The organism is Streptomyces sp. NPDC092045, assembly GCF_044756005.1.
Taxonomy (GTDB): domain Bacteria; phylum Actinomycetota; class Actinomycetes; order Streptomycetales; family Streptomycetaceae; genus Streptomyces.
In genome coordinates, this window is sequence record NZ_JBIVSC010000002.1 from 732,176 (window position 1) to 752,024 (window position 19,849).

The 19,849-nt window shown below is 75.7% G+C and carries 14 protein-coding genes and 1 tRNA gene; 7 read left to right on the plus strand and 8 right to left on the minus strand.

Going from position 1 to position 19,849, the window contains the following annotated elements:
• Nucleotide 1: 1 nt before the first annotated feature.
• Nucleotides 2–1,612 (minus strand): dynamin family protein, encoded by a 1,611-nt coding sequence (locus ACIQKA_RS10025; RefSeq protein WP_390105567.1) that lies wholly within the window; start codon nt 1,610–1,612, stop codon nt 2–4.
• A gap of 301 nt (nt 1,613–1,913) precedes the next feature.
• Between ACIQKA_RS10025 and ACIQKA_RS10030 the strand changes: the two genes are divergently transcribed.
• A tRNA-Arg gene (locus ACIQKA_RS10030) sits at nt 1,914–1,986 on the plus strand.
• 561 nt (nt 1,987–2,547) lie between these two features.
• Here ACIQKA_RS10030 and ACIQKA_RS10035 read toward each other — a convergent pair.
• Nucleotides 2,548–3,408: a hypothetical protein gene (locus ACIQKA_RS10035; RefSeq protein WP_402540587.1), complete on the minus strand. Its 861-nt coding sequence runs from the start codon at nt 3,406–3,408 to the stop codon at nt 2,548–2,550.
• A 49-nt stretch (nt 3,409–3,457) separates the two neighbouring features.
• On the minus strand, nt 3,458–4,450 hold the full coding sequence (locus tag ACIQKA_RS10040) for a LysR family transcriptional regulator (RefSeq protein WP_402540589.1): 993 nt from the start codon (nt 4,448–4,450) through the stop codon (nt 3,458–3,460).
• A 104-nt stretch (nt 4,451–4,554) separates the two neighbouring features.
• Here ACIQKA_RS10040 and ACIQKA_RS10045 point away from each other — a divergent pair, with 104 nt between their 5' ends.
• From ACIQKA_RS10045 to ACIQKA_RS10055, 3 genes are all read left to right on the plus strand, one after another.
• Nucleotides 4,555–5,475 (plus strand): zinc-binding dehydrogenase, encoded by a 921-nt coding sequence (locus ACIQKA_RS10045; protein WP_402540590.1) that lies wholly within the window; start codon nt 4,555–4,557, stop codon nt 5,473–5,475.
• Between the two features lie 50 nt (nt 5,476–5,525).
• The gene (locus tag ACIQKA_RS10050; protein ID WP_402540622.1) at nt 5,526–6,668 is read left to right on the plus strand and encodes an alpha/beta hydrolase family protein; all 1,143 of its coding nucleotides are present in this window, start codon (nt 5,526–5,528) and stop codon (nt 6,666–6,668) included.
• Nucleotides 6,669–6,769: 101 nt separating this feature from the next.
• Nucleotides 6,770–8,008, plus strand: coding sequence for an NAD(P)/FAD-dependent oxidoreductase (locus ACIQKA_RS10055; protein ID WP_383149654.1), 1,239 nt, complete (start codon nt 6,770–6,772; stop codon nt 8,006–8,008).
• Between the two features lie 303 nt (nt 8,009–8,311).
• Here ACIQKA_RS10055 and ACIQKA_RS10060 read toward each other — a convergent pair whose 3' ends face one another.
• Nucleotides 8,312–9,661 (minus strand): esterase-like activity of phytase family protein, encoded by a 1,350-nt coding sequence (locus tag ACIQKA_RS10060; RefSeq protein WP_402540591.1) that lies wholly within the window; start codon nt 9,659–9,661, stop codon nt 8,312–8,314.
• 245 nt (nt 9,662–9,906) lie between these two features.
• Between ACIQKA_RS10060 and ACIQKA_RS10065 the strand changes: the two genes are divergently transcribed.
• The 3 genes from ACIQKA_RS10065 (at nt 9,907) to ACIQKA_RS10075 (ending at nt 13,895) form a co-directional block, all read left to right on the plus strand.
• The gene (locus ACIQKA_RS10065; RefSeq protein WP_402540592.1) at nt 9,907–11,055 is read left to right on the plus strand and encodes a winged helix DNA-binding domain-containing protein; all 1,149 of its coding nucleotides are present in this window, start codon (nt 9,907–9,909) and stop codon (nt 11,053–11,055) included.
• A 288-nt stretch (nt 11,056–11,343) separates the two neighbouring features.
• Nucleotides 11,344–12,261, plus strand: a complete 918-nt coding sequence (gene pucL / locus ACIQKA_RS10070) for a factor-independent urate hydroxylase (RefSeq protein WP_402540593.1) — start codon at nt 11,344–11,346, stop codon at nt 12,259–12,261.
• Between the two features lie 374 nt (nt 12,262–12,635).
• Entirely contained in the window at nt 12,636–13,895 is a 1,260-nt protein-coding gene (locus ACIQKA_RS10075) for an IS701 family transposase (RefSeq protein ID WP_383149647.1), read from the plus strand.
• Between the two features lie 109 nt (nt 13,896–14,004).
• On the opposite strand, the gene ACIQKA_RS10080 is transcribed toward ACIQKA_RS10075, so the two are convergent.
• From ACIQKA_RS10080 to ACIQKA_RS10095, 4 genes are all read right to left on the minus strand, one after another.
• The gene (locus tag ACIQKA_RS10080; RefSeq protein WP_391092714.1) at nt 14,005–16,035 is read right to left on the minus strand and encodes a helix-turn-helix domain-containing protein; all 2,031 of its coding nucleotides are present in this window, start codon (nt 16,033–16,035) and stop codon (nt 14,005–14,007) included.
• A gap of 203 nt (nt 16,036–16,238) precedes the next feature.
• Nucleotides 16,239–17,120 carry a BTAD domain-containing putative transcriptional regulator gene (locus ACIQKA_RS10085; protein ID WP_383428871.1) on the minus strand — a complete coding sequence of 294 codons (882 nt, stop codon included), beginning with the start codon at nt 17,118–17,120 and terminating at the stop codon, nt 16,239–16,241.
• A 102-nt stretch (nt 17,121–17,222) separates the two neighbouring features.
• Entirely contained in the window at nt 17,223–17,915 is a 693-nt protein-coding gene (locus ACIQKA_RS10090; protein ID WP_402540595.1) for a DUF1772 domain-containing protein, read from the minus strand.
• Nucleotides 17,916–18,106: 191 nt separating this feature from the next.
• The gene (locus ACIQKA_RS10095) at nt 18,107–19,747 is read right to left on the minus strand and encodes a von Willebrand factor type A domain-containing protein (protein WP_402540596.1); all 1,641 of its coding nucleotides are present in this window, start codon (nt 19,745–19,747) and stop codon (nt 18,107–18,109) included.
• Between the last annotated feature and the right edge of the window lie 102 nt (nt 19,748–19,849).

Here is a 19,849-nt window from a genome sequence, read left to right on the forward strand (position 1 = left end):
GTCACTTCTCCTTCTGGAGTACGGAGAGCGCGGCGATCAGCTCCGCCTGCGGCTCGGGGGTCACGTCGAGCGCGTCGAGGGGGGCGAGGCGCCGGTCGCGTTCGGCGTGCAGGACACGGTCGACGTACGAGAGGACGAGTTCGCCGCCCTTGTCGCGCAGGCGCAGGGCGGTCTGGGCGCCGAGCAGTTCGGCGAGGCGTTCGCCGGCGGGCCGGGTGCGGCGGCCGCCGAGGAGGGAGGCGGCGAGGAGGGCGGCGACGGTGTCGGTCTCGGGCAGGGCGCCGCGGGCGCCGGCGGGGCGCTCGACGGCCCGCACCTCCTCGTCGGCCAGTTCTTCGAGCACGCGGCGCCAGCGGCGGATCTCGACGCCGATCCGCTCGCCGGTCTCCCGGTCGGCGCAGGTCGGCGCCGGGCCGAGGGCCTCGGCGGCGGGTTCGTGGCGCCAGCCGTCCCGCACCCGTTCCTCGGCGGCGGAGACCGCGCAGTGGAGGAGGGCGGCGAGGGATTCGGCGAGGGCGTCCAGGAGCTCGTCGGCGGTGCTGTCGCGGGGGTAGGCGCGCCAGCGGGCGCGGGCGTCGCCGGCCAGGACGTCTCCGCGGCCGAGCTGCTTGCGCACCCGTCTGCCCTGCTCGTGGTAGGCGGTCTCGACGACGCCGCCGAGGCGGACGGCGGCGGCGTACTGGGCGGAGACCGCGCCGGCCAGTTCGGGCAGCCGGGTGTCGAGGGAGTCGATGACGCCGAAGGCGGTGCGGTCGGCGGCCTGCTGGTGGGCGGCCGGGTCCTGGGCGCGGTGGGCGAGCCAGCCGCGCAGGGCGGCGACGGCGCTGTCGGGCAGCAGTCCGCTGCCGCCGCCGGTCGACTCGGGCAGTTCGGGGATGGTGAAGCGGGGGACGTCGCCGAGGCCGGCCCTGTCGAGCAGGGCGCCGTACTGGCGGGAGACCTCGCCGATGACCTGGTGGGGGACGCGGTCGAGGACGGTGACGAGGGTGGCGTCGTACTCCTTGGCGGTGCGGAGCAGGTGCCAGGGGACGGCGTCGGCGTACCGGGAGGCGGTGGTGACCATGACCCAGATGTCGGCGGCGCACATCAACTCGGCGGCGAGGAGGCGGTTCTCGACGACGAGGGAGTCGATGTCGGGGGCGTCGAGGAGGGCGAGGCCGCGGGGCGTGGAGGAGGCGGTCTCGACGCGGAGGGCGTTGTCCTCGGGGGCGGGCCCGTCGACGGGGTGGTCCTCGTCGGCCTGGGGCAGCCAGACGCGGGTGAGCTGCGGGAGGACGCGCGTCCCGGCGAACCAGTGGTGGTCCTCGGGGTGGCAGACGAGGACGGGGGTGCGGGTGGTGGGCCTGAGCACGCCGGCCTCGCTGACGCGGCGTCCCACAAGGGAGTTGACGAGCGTGGACTTCCCGGCGCCGGTGGAGCCGCCGACGACGGCGAGGAGCGGGGCGTCGGGGTCCTTGAGCCGGGGCACCAGGTAGTCGTCGAGCTGGGCGAGCAGCTCCACCCGGTTCTGGCGGGCGCGGTCGGCGCCGGGAAGCGGGAGTGGGAGACGCACGGCGGCGACACGGTCGCGCAGGGCGGAGAGTGCGTCGATCAGCTGAGGCCGTTCGTCCAAGGTCACCACATGCGAAGAATGCCCAATTTACGCGTGTTTTTGAAGCGTATGGGGGCCCTGCGCGCCGAAGAAAAGGGCGGTGGCCGGAACACGGGGCATAACGAGTGCACAACACCCGCCCCGAGCGATGCGAAAAGCGCTGCGCGAATCGCACCTGCCTGCGATTATCGTTCCGCTTCACCGAACCTCCACATCGTGCCACGCAGGTGAAGCAACCGGGCCAAGGCGATCGGAGCCCTATCCTTGTCCCGGCAGGCCACACCCCACCCACCAGGGGCTCCTGGCCGCACGGCCACCACCGGCCCCCGTAGCTCAGTGGATAGAGCAGGTGCCTTCTAAGCACTTGGCCGCAGGTTCGAGTCCTGCCGGGGGCGCTTTTCTCCGTACGGCTGAGGACCCTCCTTCGGGAGGGTCTTTCTGCTGGTCGGGGGGTTCGGTGGGGGCGGCCGGGATCGTGGGGCGGATCGGCGGCGGTGGCCGGTAGTGGTGGTTCCGGGAGGTGGTTCTCCGTGGACCGGGAGGAGCGGGGCGTTCGCCGCTCCCGGCGGATACGCGGTGGTGGGACGCGCCCGGTCGGGGAAGGGGTCCGGCTGTCGGCGGCCGAGCCCGTGGAGGCCGGCGCGTTCGGTACGGGGCCGCTCTCCCGTGGGGAACCGTGCGCGTGGCCGCCCGAGGTGGGAGCGGTTCCGCGGGACGCGGGCCGTCGTCCCGGGCGTTCCGTCGATGCGGCGGGCCGGGAGGGACGTCCGGAGCGGGGCGGTTTCCCGCTGGGCGAGTACGGCGAACTGCGCTTCGCGGGCAGCTGGTTGGCCCGTGTCGGTCGGGTGCCCGAGGCCATGGAGAGCTTCGCCCTCGGGATCGTGCCCGTTCGCATGGCCGGCTTCGGGTGACCCGGCCTCCGTCAGGGTTCCCGGCCCGTCAGGGTTCCCGGCCCGTCAGGGCGCCGGTGTCGTGGGGTTTTCGTACGCGGTGAGGAGTGCGCGGGCCCGGTTCCGGAAGGATTCGTCCCGGTCGATGATGCGGTGCTCCAGGCCCGAGCGGACCACGCGGGCGTCCCCGTCGGCGAGGACGGCGAGGCGGCGCAGGTGGTCGTCGGGGAGGGCGGTGGCGCCGAGGGCCTCCAGGGCGTCGCAGGCGCCGGCCGGGTCGGCGTCCTGTTCGGCGGACGTCAGGGCGGCCTCGGCGAGGGCGGTGCGGTCCAGGGCGGCGGGGTCCGCCACGGCGACGAGGGCCAGTACCGCCGCCGGTGCCCGGGCCGGATCGTCCAGGGCCGCTCGCAGGCGTGCGGCGAGCGGGCGTCCGGCCGGGCCGAGGAGCGCCGCCGCGCGGGCGGCCCGCGCCACCGACCAGCGGGACCACTGGTTCCGTTCGGCGCGCGCGAAGACCGACTCCAGGACGGCGACCACCGGGTCCGGGTCCCCCGCGACGCGCCACAGGGCTTCGGCGAGGGCGATGTCCGTGTCGAGGGCGGGCGTGGTGCTGTTCGCCGGGTCGCCGAGCGCCCCGCGCAGGAGCGGCGCCAGGGTCGCTCCCCGGGTGCCGAGCGAGGCCGCGAGCCGGGCTGCCTCCCTCAGGTCCCCGCCGTCGCGGCCGATTTCGCGCACGAGGCACCGCAGCAGCGGCGCGGGGTCGTCGGTGAGGTCGTACAGGGCCTCCGCCGCCGAGAGGCTCCCCCTCTCGGTCGCCGCCCGCAGCGCCGCGACGACCATGGCCCGGTCCGCCGGGTCGCCGCCGGCGGCCACGGCGGCGAGGGCCCGGGAAGCCTGGTGCGGGAAGTGCGGGAGCGCCGCGCACACACGGTCAGTACCGCCAGTACCGCCAACACGGTCAGTACCGCCCCCACGGTCAGGCCCCGCCGCGGCCGAGCGCCTCCGCGTGTCGGTGCGGCAGGTCGTCGGTCTTCCCCCGGCTCCCTCCCGGCGGCGGCGGTTCCGGGAGCCAGTCGCGAGCGGGGTCGTACTCCAGCCATCGGCTCCGCCGCGCCTCGGCGGCGCAGGCGGCGGTGAGGCGGGACAGGCCGGGGTGTTCGTCGCCGGTGCGCCACAGCAGGGACCAGGCGTACAGCGGGGTGGGGTCGACCAGGGGTACGACGCGGAGGCCGGGGGTCTCCGGCAGGGGGACGTCGGCGGGCAGCAGGGAGAAGCGGTGCGGGTCCTCCGCGATCCCGGCGAGGAAGTGCGCGAGGCCCAGGTTGACGCTCGCGGCCCGGTCGCGGACGCCGAACCGGTCGGCGAACCGGTGAAGGAAGTCGAGCCGGTCCAGCGCGCCGGGCGCCCACAGCACGCTCTCGCGCAACTGCTCCGGCCGGAGAGCCGGTTCGGCCGCGAGGGGGTGGTCGGCGCTCAGCACGGCGTCCACCGGTTCGAGGCGGACCAGGCGGTGGGTCAGGCCCGCGCCCAGCGGGGGATGGACCCGGCCGAAGGCCACGTCGACGTCGCCCGCGAGGAGCGCGCCCGTCACCGACGCCAGGTCGCGCCCGTGCCCGAGGGCCAACTCGCCCGACCGTCCGGCCACCTGGGCGAGCGTGCGCGTCGGCGCGTAGAGGTGGCCCCAGACGTCCACGCGCAGCGGGCGCTCCTTCCCCGTCACCGAGGCGACCGCCGCGTCGGCGGCCTCCAGCGTCCGCCGGGCCGGGCCGAGGAAGCGCCGGCCGGCCCCGGTGAGGGAGACTCCCCGGCCGTCGCGCAGGAACAGCGGTGCGCGCAGCAGGGATTCGAGCCGCGCGATCCTCTTGGACAGGGCCTGCTGGGAGATCCCGAGCGTCTCGGCCGCCCGCCCGAAGTGCAGCTCCTCGGCGGCGCGCACGAAGGCCCGCACCTGCGCCACGTCGAGATCCACGGTCCCCGCCTCCACGGCCCTCACCTTAGGCGACAACCGGTGGTTGTCGGCCTCTCCCTTCCGTTGTTGGATCGGCGGCCGGGCGCCGGGTTTGCATGCCCGGCATGCAGAGACTGATTCCCACCGGGGATGCGGCGCGTCCGGTCGCCTTCGCCGAGGTCCCCCAGCCCGTGCCGGAGCCGGGGGAGGTGCTGGTCAAGGTGGAGGCGTTCGCGCCGAACCGGGGCGAGACGTTCCTCCTCGAAGACCCCGAGCCGGGGTTCGCGCCCGGCAAGGACGTCGCCGGGCTCGTCGTCCAGGAGGCGGCGGACGGCTCCGGGCCCGCCGTCGGCACCCGCGTGGTCGGGCATCCGGCGCGGGGCGGCTGGGCCGAGTACGCCGCCGTGCCCGTCCACTCCCTCGCGGTCCTCCCGGACGGCGTCGACGGCGTGCGGGCGGCCGCCCTGCCCCTGGCCGGGATCACCGCCCTGCGGCTGCTGCGCGCGGTCGGCGCGCTGGCCGGCCTGCGGCTGCTGCTCACCGGCGCCTCGGGCGGGGTCGGCCACTACGTCACCGAACTGGCCGTCGCGGCCGGCGCCGAGGTGACGGCGGTGACGGCCACGCCGGAGCGCGGCGCGCGGCTCGCGGAGCTGGGCGCGCGCGTGGTGCACGGCGTCGCGGAGGCGGCGGGGCCGTTCGACGTCGTCCTGGAGTCCACGGGCGGCCCCGACCTGGCCCTCGCCCTCGCGAAGGTGCGGCCGGGCGGCACGCTCGTCTGGTTCGGCCAGGCGAGCCGCACCCCGGCGACCCTCGACTTCTTCGCGCTCCTCGGCGGGCCCGAGCGCGTCACGATCCGGCACTTCCACTACGCCGGAGCCCCCTACGGCCCCGATCTCGCGACCCTGGTGCGCCTGGTGGAACAGGACCGGCTGCACCCGGAGATCGGCCGGGTCGCCCCCTGGGAGCTGACCGCCGACACCCTTGTCGACCTGCGAGAACGCCGCATACGCGGCAAGGCCGTTCTGCTGACGGGAGAAGCCCGGTGAGTGACCGTCCCGATCCGTCCGAGACCCCCGGCGCCGCCGATCTCGCCGCCATGCAGTGGACGCGCGCGACCGGCGCGGGCCTCGACCCGCACGAGTACCGGCGCGTCACCGACGGCCTCGCCTCCGTCGCCGACTGGGGCCCCGCCTTCCTGCGCACCGGGCAGGAGCACCTGAGGCGCGCCGAGGACGCCGGATCGTCCGCCTCGGCGGGCACGCACCTGCTGGCGGCGGCCCGGTGGTTCCACGCCGCGACCCTGGCGCCGTACGCGGAGGCGGCCCGCGCCGCCGCCGCGGCGGACGACGCCCTGGGCCGGGCGCTCGCGCTCCTGGAGCCGGGGGCGCGGCGGCTGAGCGGGGAGGGGTTCACGGGCCTGCTGCGCCTCCCCCGCTCCCCCGCGCCCGCCGACGGCACTCCCGATGTCGATGCGCCCGATGCCGGCGCGTCCGGTACCGGCACTCCCGATACCGGCACTCCCGATACCGGCGCGAACGATGCCGGTGCGAACGATGCCGGTGCGAACGATGCCGACGCGGCCGGGACCGTGATCGTCGTCCCCGGGCTCGACTCCGCCAAGGAGGAGTTCCTCGACCTGGTGTCCGCGCTGCTCGCCAGAGGCCTCGCGGTGTTCGCGATGGACGGCCCCGGGCAGGGCGCGCTCGCGGCGACGTCGACCCTCGTACCGGAGTACGAGGAGGTCGTGGCCCGGGTCGTCGACGCCCTCGGCGTCCCGCGCGTCGGTCTCGTCGGCCTCAGCCTGGGCGGGTACTTCGCGGCCCGGGCGGCGGCGCTCGAACCGCGCGTGGCGGCGGTCGCCACCGTCAGCGGCCCGTTCCGCCTCGACTGGGAGGAACTCCCGCGCCCGGTCAGGGACATGGTGGCCCGGCGTACGGGAGGGGCCGACGCGGCACGGGAGTTCACCCGGCACGTGGACCTCACCGACCTGGCGCCCCGCGTCACGGCGCCGCTCCTCGTCGTGGACGGCGGGCGGGACGTCATCCCCGGCGTGACGAACGGCGAGCCGCTGGCCCGCCTGGCACCGCGCGGCACCCACCTCTCCGTCCCCCACGGCGACCACCTCCTCGGCAACGCGCGGCCCGACTGGCTGCCCCGCCTCGCCGACCACCTCGCGCACGCCCTGAAGGGGACCGGGGGCGGCCGGACACGGGCCGCCCCGGCCGCCCCCGGGGAGTGATCCCCGTCACAAGCCGCCGGTGATGTCACAAAAAACCGTCGCGCGGTGTCTAGAGGACGAGCCCCTCGAAAGGGGCGCCCCCTGTGAACGGAGGAGACACCATGACCGGGAACACCGAGGTGGTCGTGATCGGCGGCGGGTACGCCGGTGTCATGGCGGCCAACCGGCTGACGCGGCGCGACGACGTGACGGTGACGCTGGTCAATCCGCGCCCGTCGTTCGTCCACCGGGTCCGGCTGCACCAGCTGGTGGGCGGGACCGGCGAGGCCGTCGTCGGCTATCCGGAGGTGCTGGGCGGGCGCGTCCGGCTGGTGGTCGGCAGCGCCGTGCGGATCGACACGGCCGGGCGCCGCGTGGAGCTGGCCGACGGCGGCGCGGTCGGCTACGACCACCTGGTCTACGCGGTGGGCAGCGGGAGCGCCGACCCGGGCGTGCCGGGGGCCGCCGAGTTCGCCCGGCCGCTCGCCTCCCTGGAGGAGGCCGAGCGGCTGCGGCCGGCGCTCGACGCCGCGCCCGCGACGGCACCGGTGACGGTCGTCGGGGCCGGTCCGACCGGCATCGAGACCGCCGCAGAGCTGGCGGAGGCCGGGCGTGCCGTGACGCTGGTCTGCGGCGGCGTGCTCGGCCCGTACCTGCACGCCCGGGGCCGGCGCGCGGTCGCCCGGCGGCTGGACCGGCTCGGGGTGGCGGTGCTCGACGGCCCCGGCACGCGGGTGGCGGAGGTGACCCGCGCGTCCGTGCGGCTCGCCGACGGGCGCGAGCTGCCGAGCGCGGTGACGGTCTGGACGGCCGGGTTCGGCGTGCCGGACCTGGCCGCGCGCAGCGGGCTGAGCACCGACGCGCTGGGCCGCCTGCTCACCGACGAGACGCTGACCAGCGTCGACGACGAGCGTGTCGTCGCGGCCGGGGACTCGGCGGCTCCCTCGGGCCTGCCGCTGCGGATGAGCTGCCAGGCGGCGATCCCGCTGGGCGCGCGGGCCGCCGACACGGTGCTCGCCCGGATCGCGGGGGAACGGCCCGAGCCCCTCAACGAGCTCTTCGCCGGGCAGTGCGTCAGCCTCGGGCGGGAGGAGGGCATCTTCCAGTTCGCCCGCCGCGACACCGCCGTCCGGTTCCACGTCGCCGGACGCCTGGGCGCGAAGCTCAAGGAGAAGGTGTGCGCGGGGATCGTCGGGCACCTGGCCGGCGAGGCGGACGCCCCCGGCTCGTACCGCCTCCACCGCGTCCCCGGCGGCACGCGGCGCCGGCGGCTGGCGCGGGCCGGGCGTACGGGAGGGGCTCTTGCTCCGGAAGCGCTCCCCCGGACCGCCGACGACGACCGGCCCCGGGCCCGGCCCTGAGGGAGCCTGCGCGAAGCGACCCGATGCGGAGGCGTCCGGCGCGGGGAGTGCCGCGTGAGCGAATCCGGGGCGGGCGCCTCCGGGGCGAGGGGGGCCGGGGCCGGGAGCCGGGGCCAGGAGCCGGGGGCCGGAGGCCGGGGGCCGGGGGCCGTGGGCCGGAGGCCGGAGGCCGGGAGCCGGGGGCCGTGGGCCGGAGGCCGGAGGCCGGGAGCCGGAGGCCGAGGGCCGGGGGCCGTGGGCCGGGGGCCGTGGGCCGGAGGCCGTGGGCCGGAGGCCGGGGGCCGGAGGCCGGGGGCCGGGACGTCAGCGGACGGGGCGGTCGAGCCGCACCTTGACGAGGGTGGTCTCCACGCCGCTGTCGACCAGGCGCCCCTTCGCGTCGAAGGCGCCGGGACCGTCCGTCATGCCGAAGTCGTTGTCGTTGAGCAGGACGAGGGTCGAGGAGCCCTCGACGGCGACGCCCTCGATCTTGCCGGGGACGCCCTTCACCGTGTTGAGGTCGACGACCAGGCGCTTCCGCAGGACGGGCACGCGCGCCGACGCCGGGTCGTCGAGCTGCTCCAGGGTGGGCCGCGCGCCGGAGTCCCAGGCGGAGCCGAGGATGTCGTCGGAGCGGCGGAGGCGGACCTCGTGGAGGCGGGCGGACTTGTCGGTGCGCTCCTGCACGAGGAGGCGGTCGCCGCCGACGGCGACGAGCGCGGAGAGCTTCAGCTCGGAGGTCTTGGTCTGGCCGGGCTCGACGGTGCCGACCGGGTCGAAGCGGTAGGCGTACTCGGCGGTGACCCGGTTCTTCCGCGGCGAGAAGCGCAGCAGCCGGGTGGTGCGGGAGTCCTTGCCGGCGGCCTCGTCGGGGTTGAGCAGCGGGCTCTGGAGGCCGAGCACGAGGTCGCCGTCGGGGAGCAGCGCGAGGCCCTCGAAGCCGCGGTTGACCTTGCGCTTGAGGAAGATCGCGGGCAGTGACTCGACCACGGGGTAGTCGGCGCCGGTCAGGCCCAGCCCCTCGGGCACGTGGCGGGCGAGGACCCGGCCCTTCGCGGAGACGTGGACGAGCGACGGCCCGTACTCGTCCACCAGCCAGAAGCTGCCGTCCCGGTCCCGCACGATGCCCTCGGTGTCCAGGCCGTCGGGGTTGTACGGGAGCGGGGTGGAGGCGTCGTACGCGTACGGGGCCTCGTCGCGGCCGGGCTGGTTGGGCAGGCCGGTCACGGGGGCGCCGTGGGAGGTGGTGATCGGGATGGTCCTCAGGACCTGGATCCGGCCGCCGACGGCGCGGATCTTCACGATGGCCGGGTCGAAGCCGGGCACGGGGAAGGTGCGGCGCTTGTCCTTGCCGATCTCGATCTGGCCGTTGGGTCCGCGGTCGGTGACGGTCCAGTACTCGCCGCGCCGCTCGGCCGGGAACAGGTCGCTGCCGATGCCGCCCAGGTCGATGTCCCGGTCGTCCGCGACGCTGCCCGGGAGCATGCCGTTGCCGAACGCGGCCAGCGGGATGTCGGGCAGGGTCGCGGTGGAGACGACGCGTCCGGCGGAGCCGTCGGGGCCGCGGTGCGCCGGCGTCCCGTCCGCCGTCCCTCCGACCACCGTGAGGGCGAGCGCGGCGGACAGCGGCAGGACCACGGCGGCGGGCCGGCGGCGCAGGAGGCGCGGAATCATCTGGGGAACTCCCTCGGAGCACGTGGAGGACGGAGACGGAGACAGGGACGGAGACGGGGACGGATGTGTGGAACGGCGCCGGTGACGGCGGACCCATGGTCTGTTTCCGGCCACAACGCGGAGCGACGCGGGCGCGACGGCGGGGCGATCCCCGGGTGAACGCGCGGATCCGCCCCGCGCCGGACCCGCCCCTCCTCATCCGATAACACGTTCGAAACACCCTCTCCGCGAGAGAGGATCGCCCCATGGTGATCACCCCGCGCGCGCTCAACCGCTCCACCCTCGCCCGGCAGTTGCTCCTCGCCCGCGAGCCGATCGGCGTCGAGGACGCGGTGCGGCGGGTGGTGGCGCTCCAGGCGCAGCAGCCGGGCTCCCCGTACGTGGCGCTGTGGAACCGGATCGCGGGCTTCGAGCCGGAGCGGTTCGACGAGGCCCAGAACGGGTTCCGGGTGGTCCGCTCGACGCTGCTGCGGCTCACCCTGCACCAGGTGCACGCCGACGACTACCGGACCTTCCGGGAGGCCATGGAGCCGACGCTGCGCGGCGGGCGCCTCCACGACCCCCGGTTCGCGGCGGCCGGGTTCACGCCCGCCGACGCCGACGCGCTCCTGCCCGGCCTGCTCGCCCACGCCTCGGAGGCGCGGACCGGGGCCGAGCTGCGGGAGCTGATCGGACGGGGCCGGGACGGCCCGGTGGCGCCCGTGGTCTGGCGGACGGTGCGGCAGTACGCGCCGCTGTGGCACGCGCCGACGGGCCCGCCGTGGGCGTTCGGCAGTGCGCAGTCCTTCGTCACGGCGGCCGAACGGCCCGCGCTCGCCGACCCGGAGGCGTCCGCCGCCGCCCTGGCCGTGCTGCTCCGCCGCTATCTGGAGGGGTTCGGTCCGGCGTCCGTGGCGGACATGGCGCAGTTCACGACGGCGCCCCGGCGCCTGGTCCGCGAGGCGGTCCGGACGCTGGAAGGGGGCCTCGAACGGCTGGAGTCGGCCGACGGGACGGTGCTGTACGACGTCCCGGGCGCGCCGCTCCCCGACGGGGAGGCCCCGGCCCCGCCGCGCCTCCTCGCCATGTGGGACAGCGTCCTCCTCGCGTACGCGGACCGTTCCCGGATCATCCCGCCCGCGTACCGGAAGCTGGTGATCCGGGTGAACGGCGACACGCTGCCGACGCTCCTGGTCGACGGGTACGTCGCCGGGGTCTGGCGGCCGGTCGACGGCGGGATCGAGGCCACGGCCTTCCACCCGCTGTCCGCCGGGGCCTGGGCGGGCCTGGCCGCCGAGGCCCCGGCGCTCGGCGGCCTCCTCGCCGCCAGGGACCCGCTGCTGTACCGGCGTTACGGCCACTGGTGGGACAAGGGCTTCCCGGCCGCCGAGACCCGGACGCTGCCCACGGGCTGACCGCCGGACGCCCTCCCGGCCCCGCCGTTCCCGGGCCGGCGGACGGCCCCGGCCCCCGTGCCCACGCCGGCGACCGGGTCCGCCGCCGCGCGCGCCGGACCATTGCCAGGCGGCCGGAACGCACATATCTTCGAGCCGAAACCTACGGACCGGGATGCTCGTCAGTCCCGGGGCGGTCCGCCGTTCACGGGCCGGACGGCGGGGAGCGGGCCCTCGGGACGACGGGGACGCTGGACGCCGGGCGTACGGGATATCCGTATCCACGTACCCGCGGGAGCTGAGCAGCAGATGAGCAACCACGTCCTGGCACAGAACCAGTACGGCAAGGCCGAGAACCGGATCGTCGCCGTCACCCGCAAGGGCGACGAAGGGGCCTGGCACGAGATCCGCGACCTGAACGTGTCGGTGGCGCTGCGCGGCGAGTACCGCGACGTGCACCTGACCGGCGACAACGGCAACTGCCTGCCGACCGACACCACCAAGAACACGGTCTACGCCTTCGCCAAGGAGCACGGCGTCGCCTCCCCCGAGGCCTTCGCGATCCACCTGGCCCGGCACTTCGTGACCTCGCAGCCGGCCGTCCACGAGGCGCAGATCCGGGTCGAGGAGTTCGCCTGGGAGCGGATCCCGGTCCCGACGCGCAAGGAGCAGCACTCCTTCGTCCGCAAGGGCCAGGAGGTCCGCACCGCGCAGGTCACGCACTCGGAGTCCACCGGCCTCCAGGTCATGTCGGGCCTGAAGGAGCTGACGGTGATGAACTCGACCAACTCCGAGTTCCACGGCTTCGTCAAGGACCGGTACACGACGCTCCAGGAGGCGTACGACCGGATCCTCGCCACCAAGGTGACCGCCCGCTGGGCGAACGCGGCCGCGGCCGCGGCGGACCCGGAGCACGACTGGGACCGCTCGTACGGAAAGGTGCGCCGGCACATGCTGGAGGCGTTCGCGGAGACGTACAGCCACTCCCTCCAGCAGACCCTGCACGCGATGGCGGACCGGGTCCTGGACCACGTCCCCACGGTCAACGAGGTGCGGCTCAACCTGCCGAACAAGCACCACTTCCTGGTCGACCTGGAGCCGTTCGGCCTGAAGAACGACAACGAGGTGTACTTCGCGGCCGACCGGATGTACGGCCTCATCGAGGGCACCGTGCACCGCCAGGGCGTGCGGCCGGTGATCGCGACCGACGACTGGATCACCGCCTGAGCCGGCGGCGCTCCTGAACGGCGCGTGCGTCGGGGCGAGGCGCACGGGCCCGGTTCCCGGCCTGGGGCATTAACCGGACCGGCCCGTGCCGCCTCGCTCTGCGATGGTCCGGCCACGCAGTGCGACGGGTCAAAGCCCGGCCGCCGAGTCTGTCAGATCCCCCCGGGCCTTCCCGAAGGTCTCCCGCGAGTCCCACGGGGGCCCGCGGCGGGGCCGCGGGGAGGGCTGTGACCTGCGCGGAAGGAGGGGGCGGTGGTCCGGCCACCATCCGGCGGCCGATTCGGGTGCCGGGTACACCTCGTCCCCGGAGGGGGTGGGGCGCGACGGTGGTGGTGCAGCGGGAAGGAGCTGCGCAACCTTCGGGCAGGAGTCTCGTGAGTACATCCGTCGCAACCAAGCGCAGGGCCACCACCGGGATCGTCGCCCCGGCCGTCCCCCTGGGCGCCGCCAGGTCCGTCGGCGCGGCCGGTTCGCGCGAGGACGTCTACGCCGAGCTGTGTTCCGCGCTCTTCTCCGGCTTCGCCCGCCGCGACCAGCGCCTGAAGGCCGAGCAGTACCTGCACGGTCTGCTCACCGCGCAGGGCCGCAAGTCGATCCGCAACATCGCCGCGCAGATCGGCGGCCCGGCGGCCGAGCAGAGCCTGCACCACTTCGTCTCCAGCTCCACCTGGGACTGGCAGCCCATGCGGGCCGCGCTCGGCCGCTACCTGGAGCGGAACGGCTGCCCGCAGGCCTGGGTGGTGCGGCCCATGCCGATCCCGAAGGCCGGGGAGCACTCCGTGGGCGTGGACCGGCGCTTCGACCCGGAGCGCGGTCAGGTCTTCCACGGGCAGCAGGCCTTCGGCGTGTGGTTCGCGGGCGAGGACCTGAGCGTCCCGGTCAACTGGCGCCTCTTCCTGCCGGACCCCTGGGTGAACGACCGCACGCGGCGCGACCGCGCGGAGGTCCCCGAGGAGGCCGGCGAGGAGACCCTGGAGGAGTGCGCGGTCTCGGCGGCGCTCGACACCGCCCGCTGGTCCGACGTCACCCGCAAGCCGGTCCTCATCGACATCCGGGGCGGCGCGGGCCGCGCGGCCCTCACCCGGCTCGCCGCGGCCGGGGTGCCGGTCGTGGCCCGGATCGGGCCGGGTTCCCGGCTCGCGATCGCGGACCGCTCGCTGCCCGGCTTCGGGGCGGGCCCGCTGTCCGCCGTGCAGATACTGGAGTCCCTCAAGGGGCTGCGCCGGCCGGTGAGCTGGGTGGACACGGTGGGGGGCGTGCGGACCTCGCGGACCTCGCTCGCCACGGCCGTCCGGGTGGCGCTGCCGACGCCGGGCGGGGAGCGGATGCGTCCGCTCGTGCTGCTCGGCGAGTGGGACGACCCGCGGCGGGCCCCGTCCCGGGTGTGGATCAGCGACCTGACCGGTTCTCAGGTGGGCACCCTGCTGCGGCTGACCAAGCTCGTCCGCCGGGTGGAGCGGGACTTCGCGGAGGTCGGGGAGGAGGCGGGGCTGCGGGACTTCGTGGGCCGTTCGTTCCGCGGCTGGCACCGCCACATCACCCTCGCCTCGGCGGCCCACGCGGCGACCGTCCTGGCCACCCAGTGGGACGCGGGCTACGACTCCGGCTACGGCTCGCGGCGCTCGGCGAGCTGAGTCCGGGCGGCCGGACCCGGTCGGCCGCGTCCGGCGGGCCGGGCCCGGCGGGCGGCCGGTTCCGGCTCGTACGGGGCGGTCCCGGCCCCGCGCCGGCTTCCGGCCCGTCTCAGGCGCCGCGCTCCGGCGGGCGGAGCGGTTCGGGGGCGACGCGGCCGCGGGCCAGGACCTCCCGGGTGCGCTGGAGCCGGAGCGCGAGCTGCACCTCCAGGACCTGGCCGGGCTTCTGCCACTCGGGCCCGAGGAGGTCGCCGATCCGCTCCAGGCGGCGGGAGACCGTGTTGGGGTGGACGTGCAGCGCCTCGGCCGCGTTCGTCGGGCTGCCGCCCGAGGCGAAGTACGCCTCCAGGGTGTGCGTGAGGTCGGTGAACCGCTCGGCGTCGTAGTCGAGCACGGGCCCGATCGCCGACTCCACGAAGCCGTCCACGTCGTTGTCGTCGGAGAGCAGCAGCCCCAGGAAGCCCAGGTCCCGCACGGAGGCCGCGGAGCCGGTGCCGCCGAGGGCGCTCATCGCGTCGAGGCAGCGCCAGGCCTCCCGGTGCATCCGCGCGACGGCGTCCGGGCTCCAGCCGGGTCCGGCGGAGGCGACGGAGACGGGGTGTCCGAGGAGCGGGGACAGCTCGGCGGCGACGGCCCGGGCGGCGGCCGAGGCGTCGTCGCCCGGCAGCAGCAGGACGAGGCAGCCGCCCTGCACGGTCTTCAGACCGGAGAGGCGGTACGCGTACGAGGACGCCCACACCACCGCCCGGCCCTGCTCGCCGCCCTCGGGCCGGGCGAGCACGAGGACGTGCGGGCGGCGCAGGTCGACGCCGAGGCGGCCGGCCCGCTGGGCGATCTGCTGCGGGGCGTGCGGCGGGTCCGCGATGAGGTCGTCGAGGAGTTCGTCGCGGACGGGGCCCTCGGCGACGGCCGTGGAGCGCCGCATGAGCAGGAGGAAGGCGACGGACTGGGCGGCGAGTTCGAGGAGCCGTTCGTCCTCGCCGGTGAGTCCTCCGTCGGCGTGGACGACGAGGCCGCCGAGGTCCTCGGAGCCGGCGATGACCGGCGCGACCCAGGTGTCGGCGGCGGCGAGGACCGGGCGGCGGCGGGCGTGGGCGTCGAGCGAGGCCTTCTCCACGCCCTCCTGGACGGCCTCCTCGTCGAGGCCGGGGACCTCCCCGATCAGGGCGAGGGTCCGGCCGCCGGGGTCGCGGATCAGGACGCTCGCGTCGAGGGCGTCGGCGGCGGCCTTGGCGACGTTGCACAGGTCGCCGCCCGCGAGGACGAGGTTCATGATGCGGCCGTGGGCCTCGCTGACGTGCCGCATCCGGGTGAGCCGGGTGCGCACCCGGGAGCTGTCCCGCTCCAGTTCGGAGACCTCGGCCCGGGTCCGGTCGAGGAGGCCGGCCTTCTCGACGGCGAGGGCGGCCAGGTCCGCGAGCGCGGCGAGGAGCCCGATCTCCTCGGAGGTGTGGTGGCGGACGCGCCGGTCGGCCCCGAACAGGGTGCCGATGACGGTCTCCCCGCTGCGCAGCGGGGCGGCCACGATCGCGTGCAGCCCCTCGGCGCGCAGGGCGGCCTCGGCGGCCTCGTCGAAGGCGGGGGCGTGGACGCCCGCGTCGAGGGAGCCGGAGGGGGCGAACCGTTCGTCGGCCAGGTAGTCCGGGGTCCAGACGGGCTCGCCGTGGAGCTGGACGGCGCCGCCGAGCCCGTACCCCTCGGCGATCCTGAGGCCGGGGGCGAGGCGCGGTCCCCCGGCGCGGCCGGGGAGGGTGCCCTCGGTGGTGTGGACGTAGCAGGCGCCGTGCGGGCCGCGCAGGGTGACGTACGCCAGGTCGAGGCCGAGGAGCCGGCGGGCGCGGCGGGTGATGACGTGCAGCAGGCCGTCGAGGTCGTAGGAGAGGGTCAGGTCGCGGGCAGTGTCGGTGAGGGCGTCGAGTCCGGCCTCGCGGCGCGCGTCGTGGGCGCGTTCGGCGTGGACCTGGCCGGCGAGCACGACGGCCCGTTCCAGACGGCCGAGGTCCTCGCGGCCGAGACCGCCCCGGCGGGCCTCGTCGAGGAGGGCGTCGAAGCGGGCGGGCGGGGCCTGCCGGGCGAGGAGTTCGAGGACCGTGAGCAGCGCGTCGGCACCACCGGCTCCGTCGGCGCCGTACGTGGTCATGGTCGAGTCCCCCGTATGTCGAGCGAAACGGGGCACCTCGGAGGAAACCCGTCCTGCCCGCCGAAACTAATTCGGCTTCGGAAGCCGGTCAACGGTGAGTTGCGGCACTTCATTCCCTCCGGTGCCGGGGAGGGGCCGGGTGGTGGACGGCCGCCGGCCGTCCGGTGGTCGTCCGGGACCGGCCGTCCGGGGCGGCCCGGCCGTCAGCCGAAGGAGCCCGCGGGGACGAGCCGGGGGCGGGGCGGGGCGTACTGGGTGGGGACCCGGAGGCCCAGGGCGGGACGCTCGCCGGTGTGCCGCACGGCCAGCACCGAGCGCTGGAGGCGCCGCAGCCGCGCCGAGGGCTCCATGCCGCTCTCCGCCTTGAGGGCGAGGCGCAGCCGCTCGTACACGGTGAGGGCCTCGTCGTGCCGGCCGGAGCGTAGCAGGGCGACCATGAGGTGGGCGTGGAGCGGCTCGTTGGTGCGGTAGCGGGAGACGAGTCCGGTGAGCTCCGGGACGAGTTCGGCGTGCCGGCCGAGGCCGAGCTGCGCTTCGAGCCACTGGTCGAGGACGCTGAGCCGGGAGGTTTCGAGGCGCTCGATCTCCCGGCGGAGGCGGGGGCCCGCGGCGACGCCCGCGTACGGGTCGCCGCGCCACAGGGCCAGGGCCTCGCCGAGGCGGAGCGCGGCGCGCTGGAGGTCGCCGGCCTCCATGGCCCGGTAGCCGGCGCCGGCCGCGCGCTCGAACTGCCAGACGTCGTGGGCGCCGCCGCCGGTGTCGAGCCGGTAGCCGCCGGGCTGGGAGACGAGGACCGCGTCGGCGGTGCGCCGGTCGGACCAGCCGGCCCGCGGGTCGGCGGGGGCGGTGGCGCGCAGCGCGCCGTCGACGAGGGCGCGCAGCCCGGCTATGTGGGCCTGGAGCTCCGCGCGGGCGCCGCGCGGCGCGCCGGACGGCCACAGCTCCTCGGTCAGGACCGTCACGGGGACGACCTGGTCGGCACTGGCCGTGAGCAGGGCGAGGAGCTGCCGGGGCGCGGCCGCCGTCGGGGTGATCGACACCCCGTTCTCGCGTACCGACAGCCCCCCCAGAATCCGGACGTCCACCTTGCCCCCTCAGTGCCTGTGCGGTGTCTGCGCGCGGGATGACTCTCGATGATTAGAAAAGACCCCCGTAGGCATGTCAATAAGAAACCGGAGGGTACGGAATCACCTCCCGGGATATCGGGGTGATCCACCCTCTTTGTCCGTCTTTGGGCGCGTCAAGTTTCCGCCAGCGGCCGATAATCGACCCGTGGCGAAAGTCTGTTTCCGGACTCGGGGGTATGCTTTTGGGGGTCCTTCGCGGGGAGCGGAGGGGTGCCGACCCGCGACTTCGCGCCACAAACAGACGCCCCGGTACGGTTCCGGAAGGGACGGTACGGATGTTTCGGGCGGGCTTCGGAGCACGGCGGCGGCCGTGAACAGGCCGAACGCGGCGGTGATCAGGACCGTGCGGGCGCGGTGAAAACCGTTCCACCGGTTCTCGAACGCGGCCCGGGCCGCCGAGGGATCGCCCCCGGGGTCGCGCGCCAGGGTGTTGTCGAGGGGGATGTTGCCGCCGAGGGCGACCAGGTGGTTGAGGACCGCGCACGCGAGCCCCGCGAGGACGCACCACGTCTGCGCGTCCGTGCGCCCGGCGACGGGGACGGGGAACGCGGCGGCGGGGAAGGCGATCACGCCGAGGAGGACGGTGAGGAACACGGCCCTCGGCACGTACTCGTTGATCCGGCGCATCGCCGTGACGAACCCGTCGCCCGTCAGACGGGCGAGCACGGGCATGACCCCGGTCAGGAAGACCAGCATGAAACCGGCGCAGAGACCGGTGCAGACGACCGCCGGGGCGAGCAGCAGGGTGGCCATGGGCCCATGGTGTCCCGCTGCCCGCCCCGGGCGTCAGGTGTGCGCGGCGGCGCTTCGCGCGTCGGGCGCGCGCTTCAGGCGTGCGCTTCGGACGCGTGCTTCAGGCGCGTGTGCGGCGCTTCAGGCGCGTGCGCGGCGGCGCTTCAGGCGCGTGTGCGGCTGCGCCGCCCGCCCCGCTCCGCCGGCGCGCGTCAGCTGTACGGGTCGCCCGGGCGGAGCTCCCCCTCCCCCGGCCGGCCCGGCTCCGACGGTTCCCCCGACGGGCCGCTCAGGGTCTCCGCCTTCCGCACCGACTCGGCGAGTTCCCGCACCACCGCCGAGCCGGACCGCCCGGCGATCGCGTCGGCGCGCGCCGCGAGCGTCCCGAGCCCCGGCGCCCCCGGGAGCCCGCCGCCCCGCAGGGCGTCCGCGAAGTAGGCCGCGACGGCGGTCAGTTGCAGGCTGTCGTGGCCGGGGCCCCAGATGTCGGCGGTCAGGGCGCCGGTCGCGACGGTGCCGGAGCGCTCGCGCGGGGCCCGGGTGGCGGGGTCGAGCCAGCGGACGGTGGCGGTGGCGACGGTCCCGGTCGCCCCGGGCCTGGTCCTGACCGCGTACAGCGCAGTGACCGTGTGGCCGGCCCCGATCTCGCCGCCGTCCACGTGGTCGTTCCGGAAGTCCTCGTCCGCGACCTCCCGGTTCTCGTACCCGATCAGCCGGAACTTCTCGACGGTCCGCCGGTCGAAGGCGACCTGCGCCTTGGCGTCGCGGGCGCGCAGCTCGACGTGGGCGGGGAGCTGGTCGACGAAGACCCTGCGGGCCTGCGCCGCGGTGGAGACGTACGTCGTCTGGCCGTCGCCCCGGTCGGCGAGCCTCTCCATGAACGCGTCGCCGAACTCGCTGCCGACCCCGACGCCGAAGAGGGTGATCCCGTACTTCCGGCGCTCCTCGTCGATGCGGGCGAGGATCGTCTCCGCCTCGGTGGAGCCGGTGTTGGCGAGCGCGTCGGAGAGCAGCACGACCCGGTTGGTGGCGCCCTCGCGGTGTCCGGCGACGGCGGTGTCGTAGCCGGTGCGGACGCCGGCCTCCACGTTGGTGGACGCGCCGGTCCCCAGGGAGCCGACCACCTCGCGGATCCGGCCGCGGGCCTCTCCGACGCGGGTCATGGGCAGCCGGGTCTCGGCCTCGGAGCTGAAGGTGACGAGCGCGATCGAGTCGTCGTCGCGGAGCTCGCCGACGAGCAGTCCGAGCGACTCCTTGACGAGGTCGAGCCGCCCCGGCTCGTCCATGGAGCCGGAGACGTCGACGATGAAGGTGAGCGCGGCGGGCGGGCGGGCGCCGCTCCGGTCCGCGCCCCGGGTGGCGAGCCCGACCCTGACCAGGGACCAGCCGTCCCGGCCGGTGCGGGCGCCGTCGAGGGTGACCCCGAAGCCGTCGTCCGCGGGGCGCTCGTAGTCCGGGCGGAAGCTGTTGACGAACTCCTCGGGGCGCACGGTCGCCGGATCGGGCAGCCGCCCGTCGGCGAGGGCGCGGCGGGCGTACCCGTACGAGGCGGTGTCGACGTCCAGGGCGAAGGTGGACAGGTAGTCGGGCGCGGGCGACGGGGACCGCTGCTCGCCCTCCCCGGGGGCGGCCGTCCCGGTGCGCCCGGCGTCGGGGGCGGCCGGGGCGGTGCGTCCGCCGTCGGGCGGGGCCGGGGCCGCGCGTCCGCCCTCCTTCGCGCTCCGGTCGGCGGTGCCCCCGTCGCCGGACGCGCCGCAGCCCGTGAGGACGATTCCGGCGGCGAGCAACCCCGCGATCACGGCCGGGACCCGGGGCCGGCGGGGCCGGATCCCACGCGTCTCGTTTCGTTCCATTCCATCTCCCCCTCTTGGTACGGCACTTGTGAATGTGACGAACCGGGGTCCCGAAAAGAGCAGTCGAAGGGGTTGCGGATGGATCTCGATGCGGCAACGGCG

Coding starts and splice junctions, on each gene's coding strand:
- ACIQKA_RS10045 (WP_402540590.1), top strand. CDS start 4,555: ATGCAGAGACTGATTCCCACCGGGGATGCGGCGCGTCCGGTCGCCTTC.
- ACIQKA_RS10050 (WP_402540622.1), top strand. CDS start 5,526: ATGCAGTGGACGCGCGCGACCGGCGCGGGCCTCGACCCGCACGAGTAC.
- ACIQKA_RS10055 (WP_383149654.1), top strand. CDS start 6,770: ATGACCGGGAACACCGAGGTGGTCGTGATCGGCGGCGGGTACGCCGGT.
- ACIQKA_RS10060 (WP_402540591.1), bottom strand. CDS start 9,661: ATGATTCCGCGCCTCCTGCGCCGCCGGCCCGCCGCCGTGGTCCTGCCG.
- ACIQKA_RS10065 (WP_402540592.1), top strand. CDS start 9,907: ATGGTGATCACCCCGCGCGCGCTCAACCGCTCCACCCTCGCCCGGCAG.
- pucL (WP_402540593.1), top strand. CDS start 11,344: ATGAGCAACCACGTCCTGGCACAGAACCAGTACGGCAAGGCCGAGAAC.
- ACIQKA_RS10080 (WP_391092714.1), bottom strand. CDS start 16,035: ATGACCACGTACGGCGCCGACGGAGCCGGTGGTGCCGACGCGCTGCTC.
- ACIQKA_RS10090 (WP_402540595.1), bottom strand. CDS start 17,915: ATGGCCACCCTGCTGCTCGCCCCGGCGGTCGTCTGCACCGGTCTCTGC.
- ACIQKA_RS10095 (WP_402540596.1), bottom strand. CDS start 19,747: ATGGAACGAAACGAGACGCGTGGGATCCGGCCCCGCCGGCCCCGGGTC.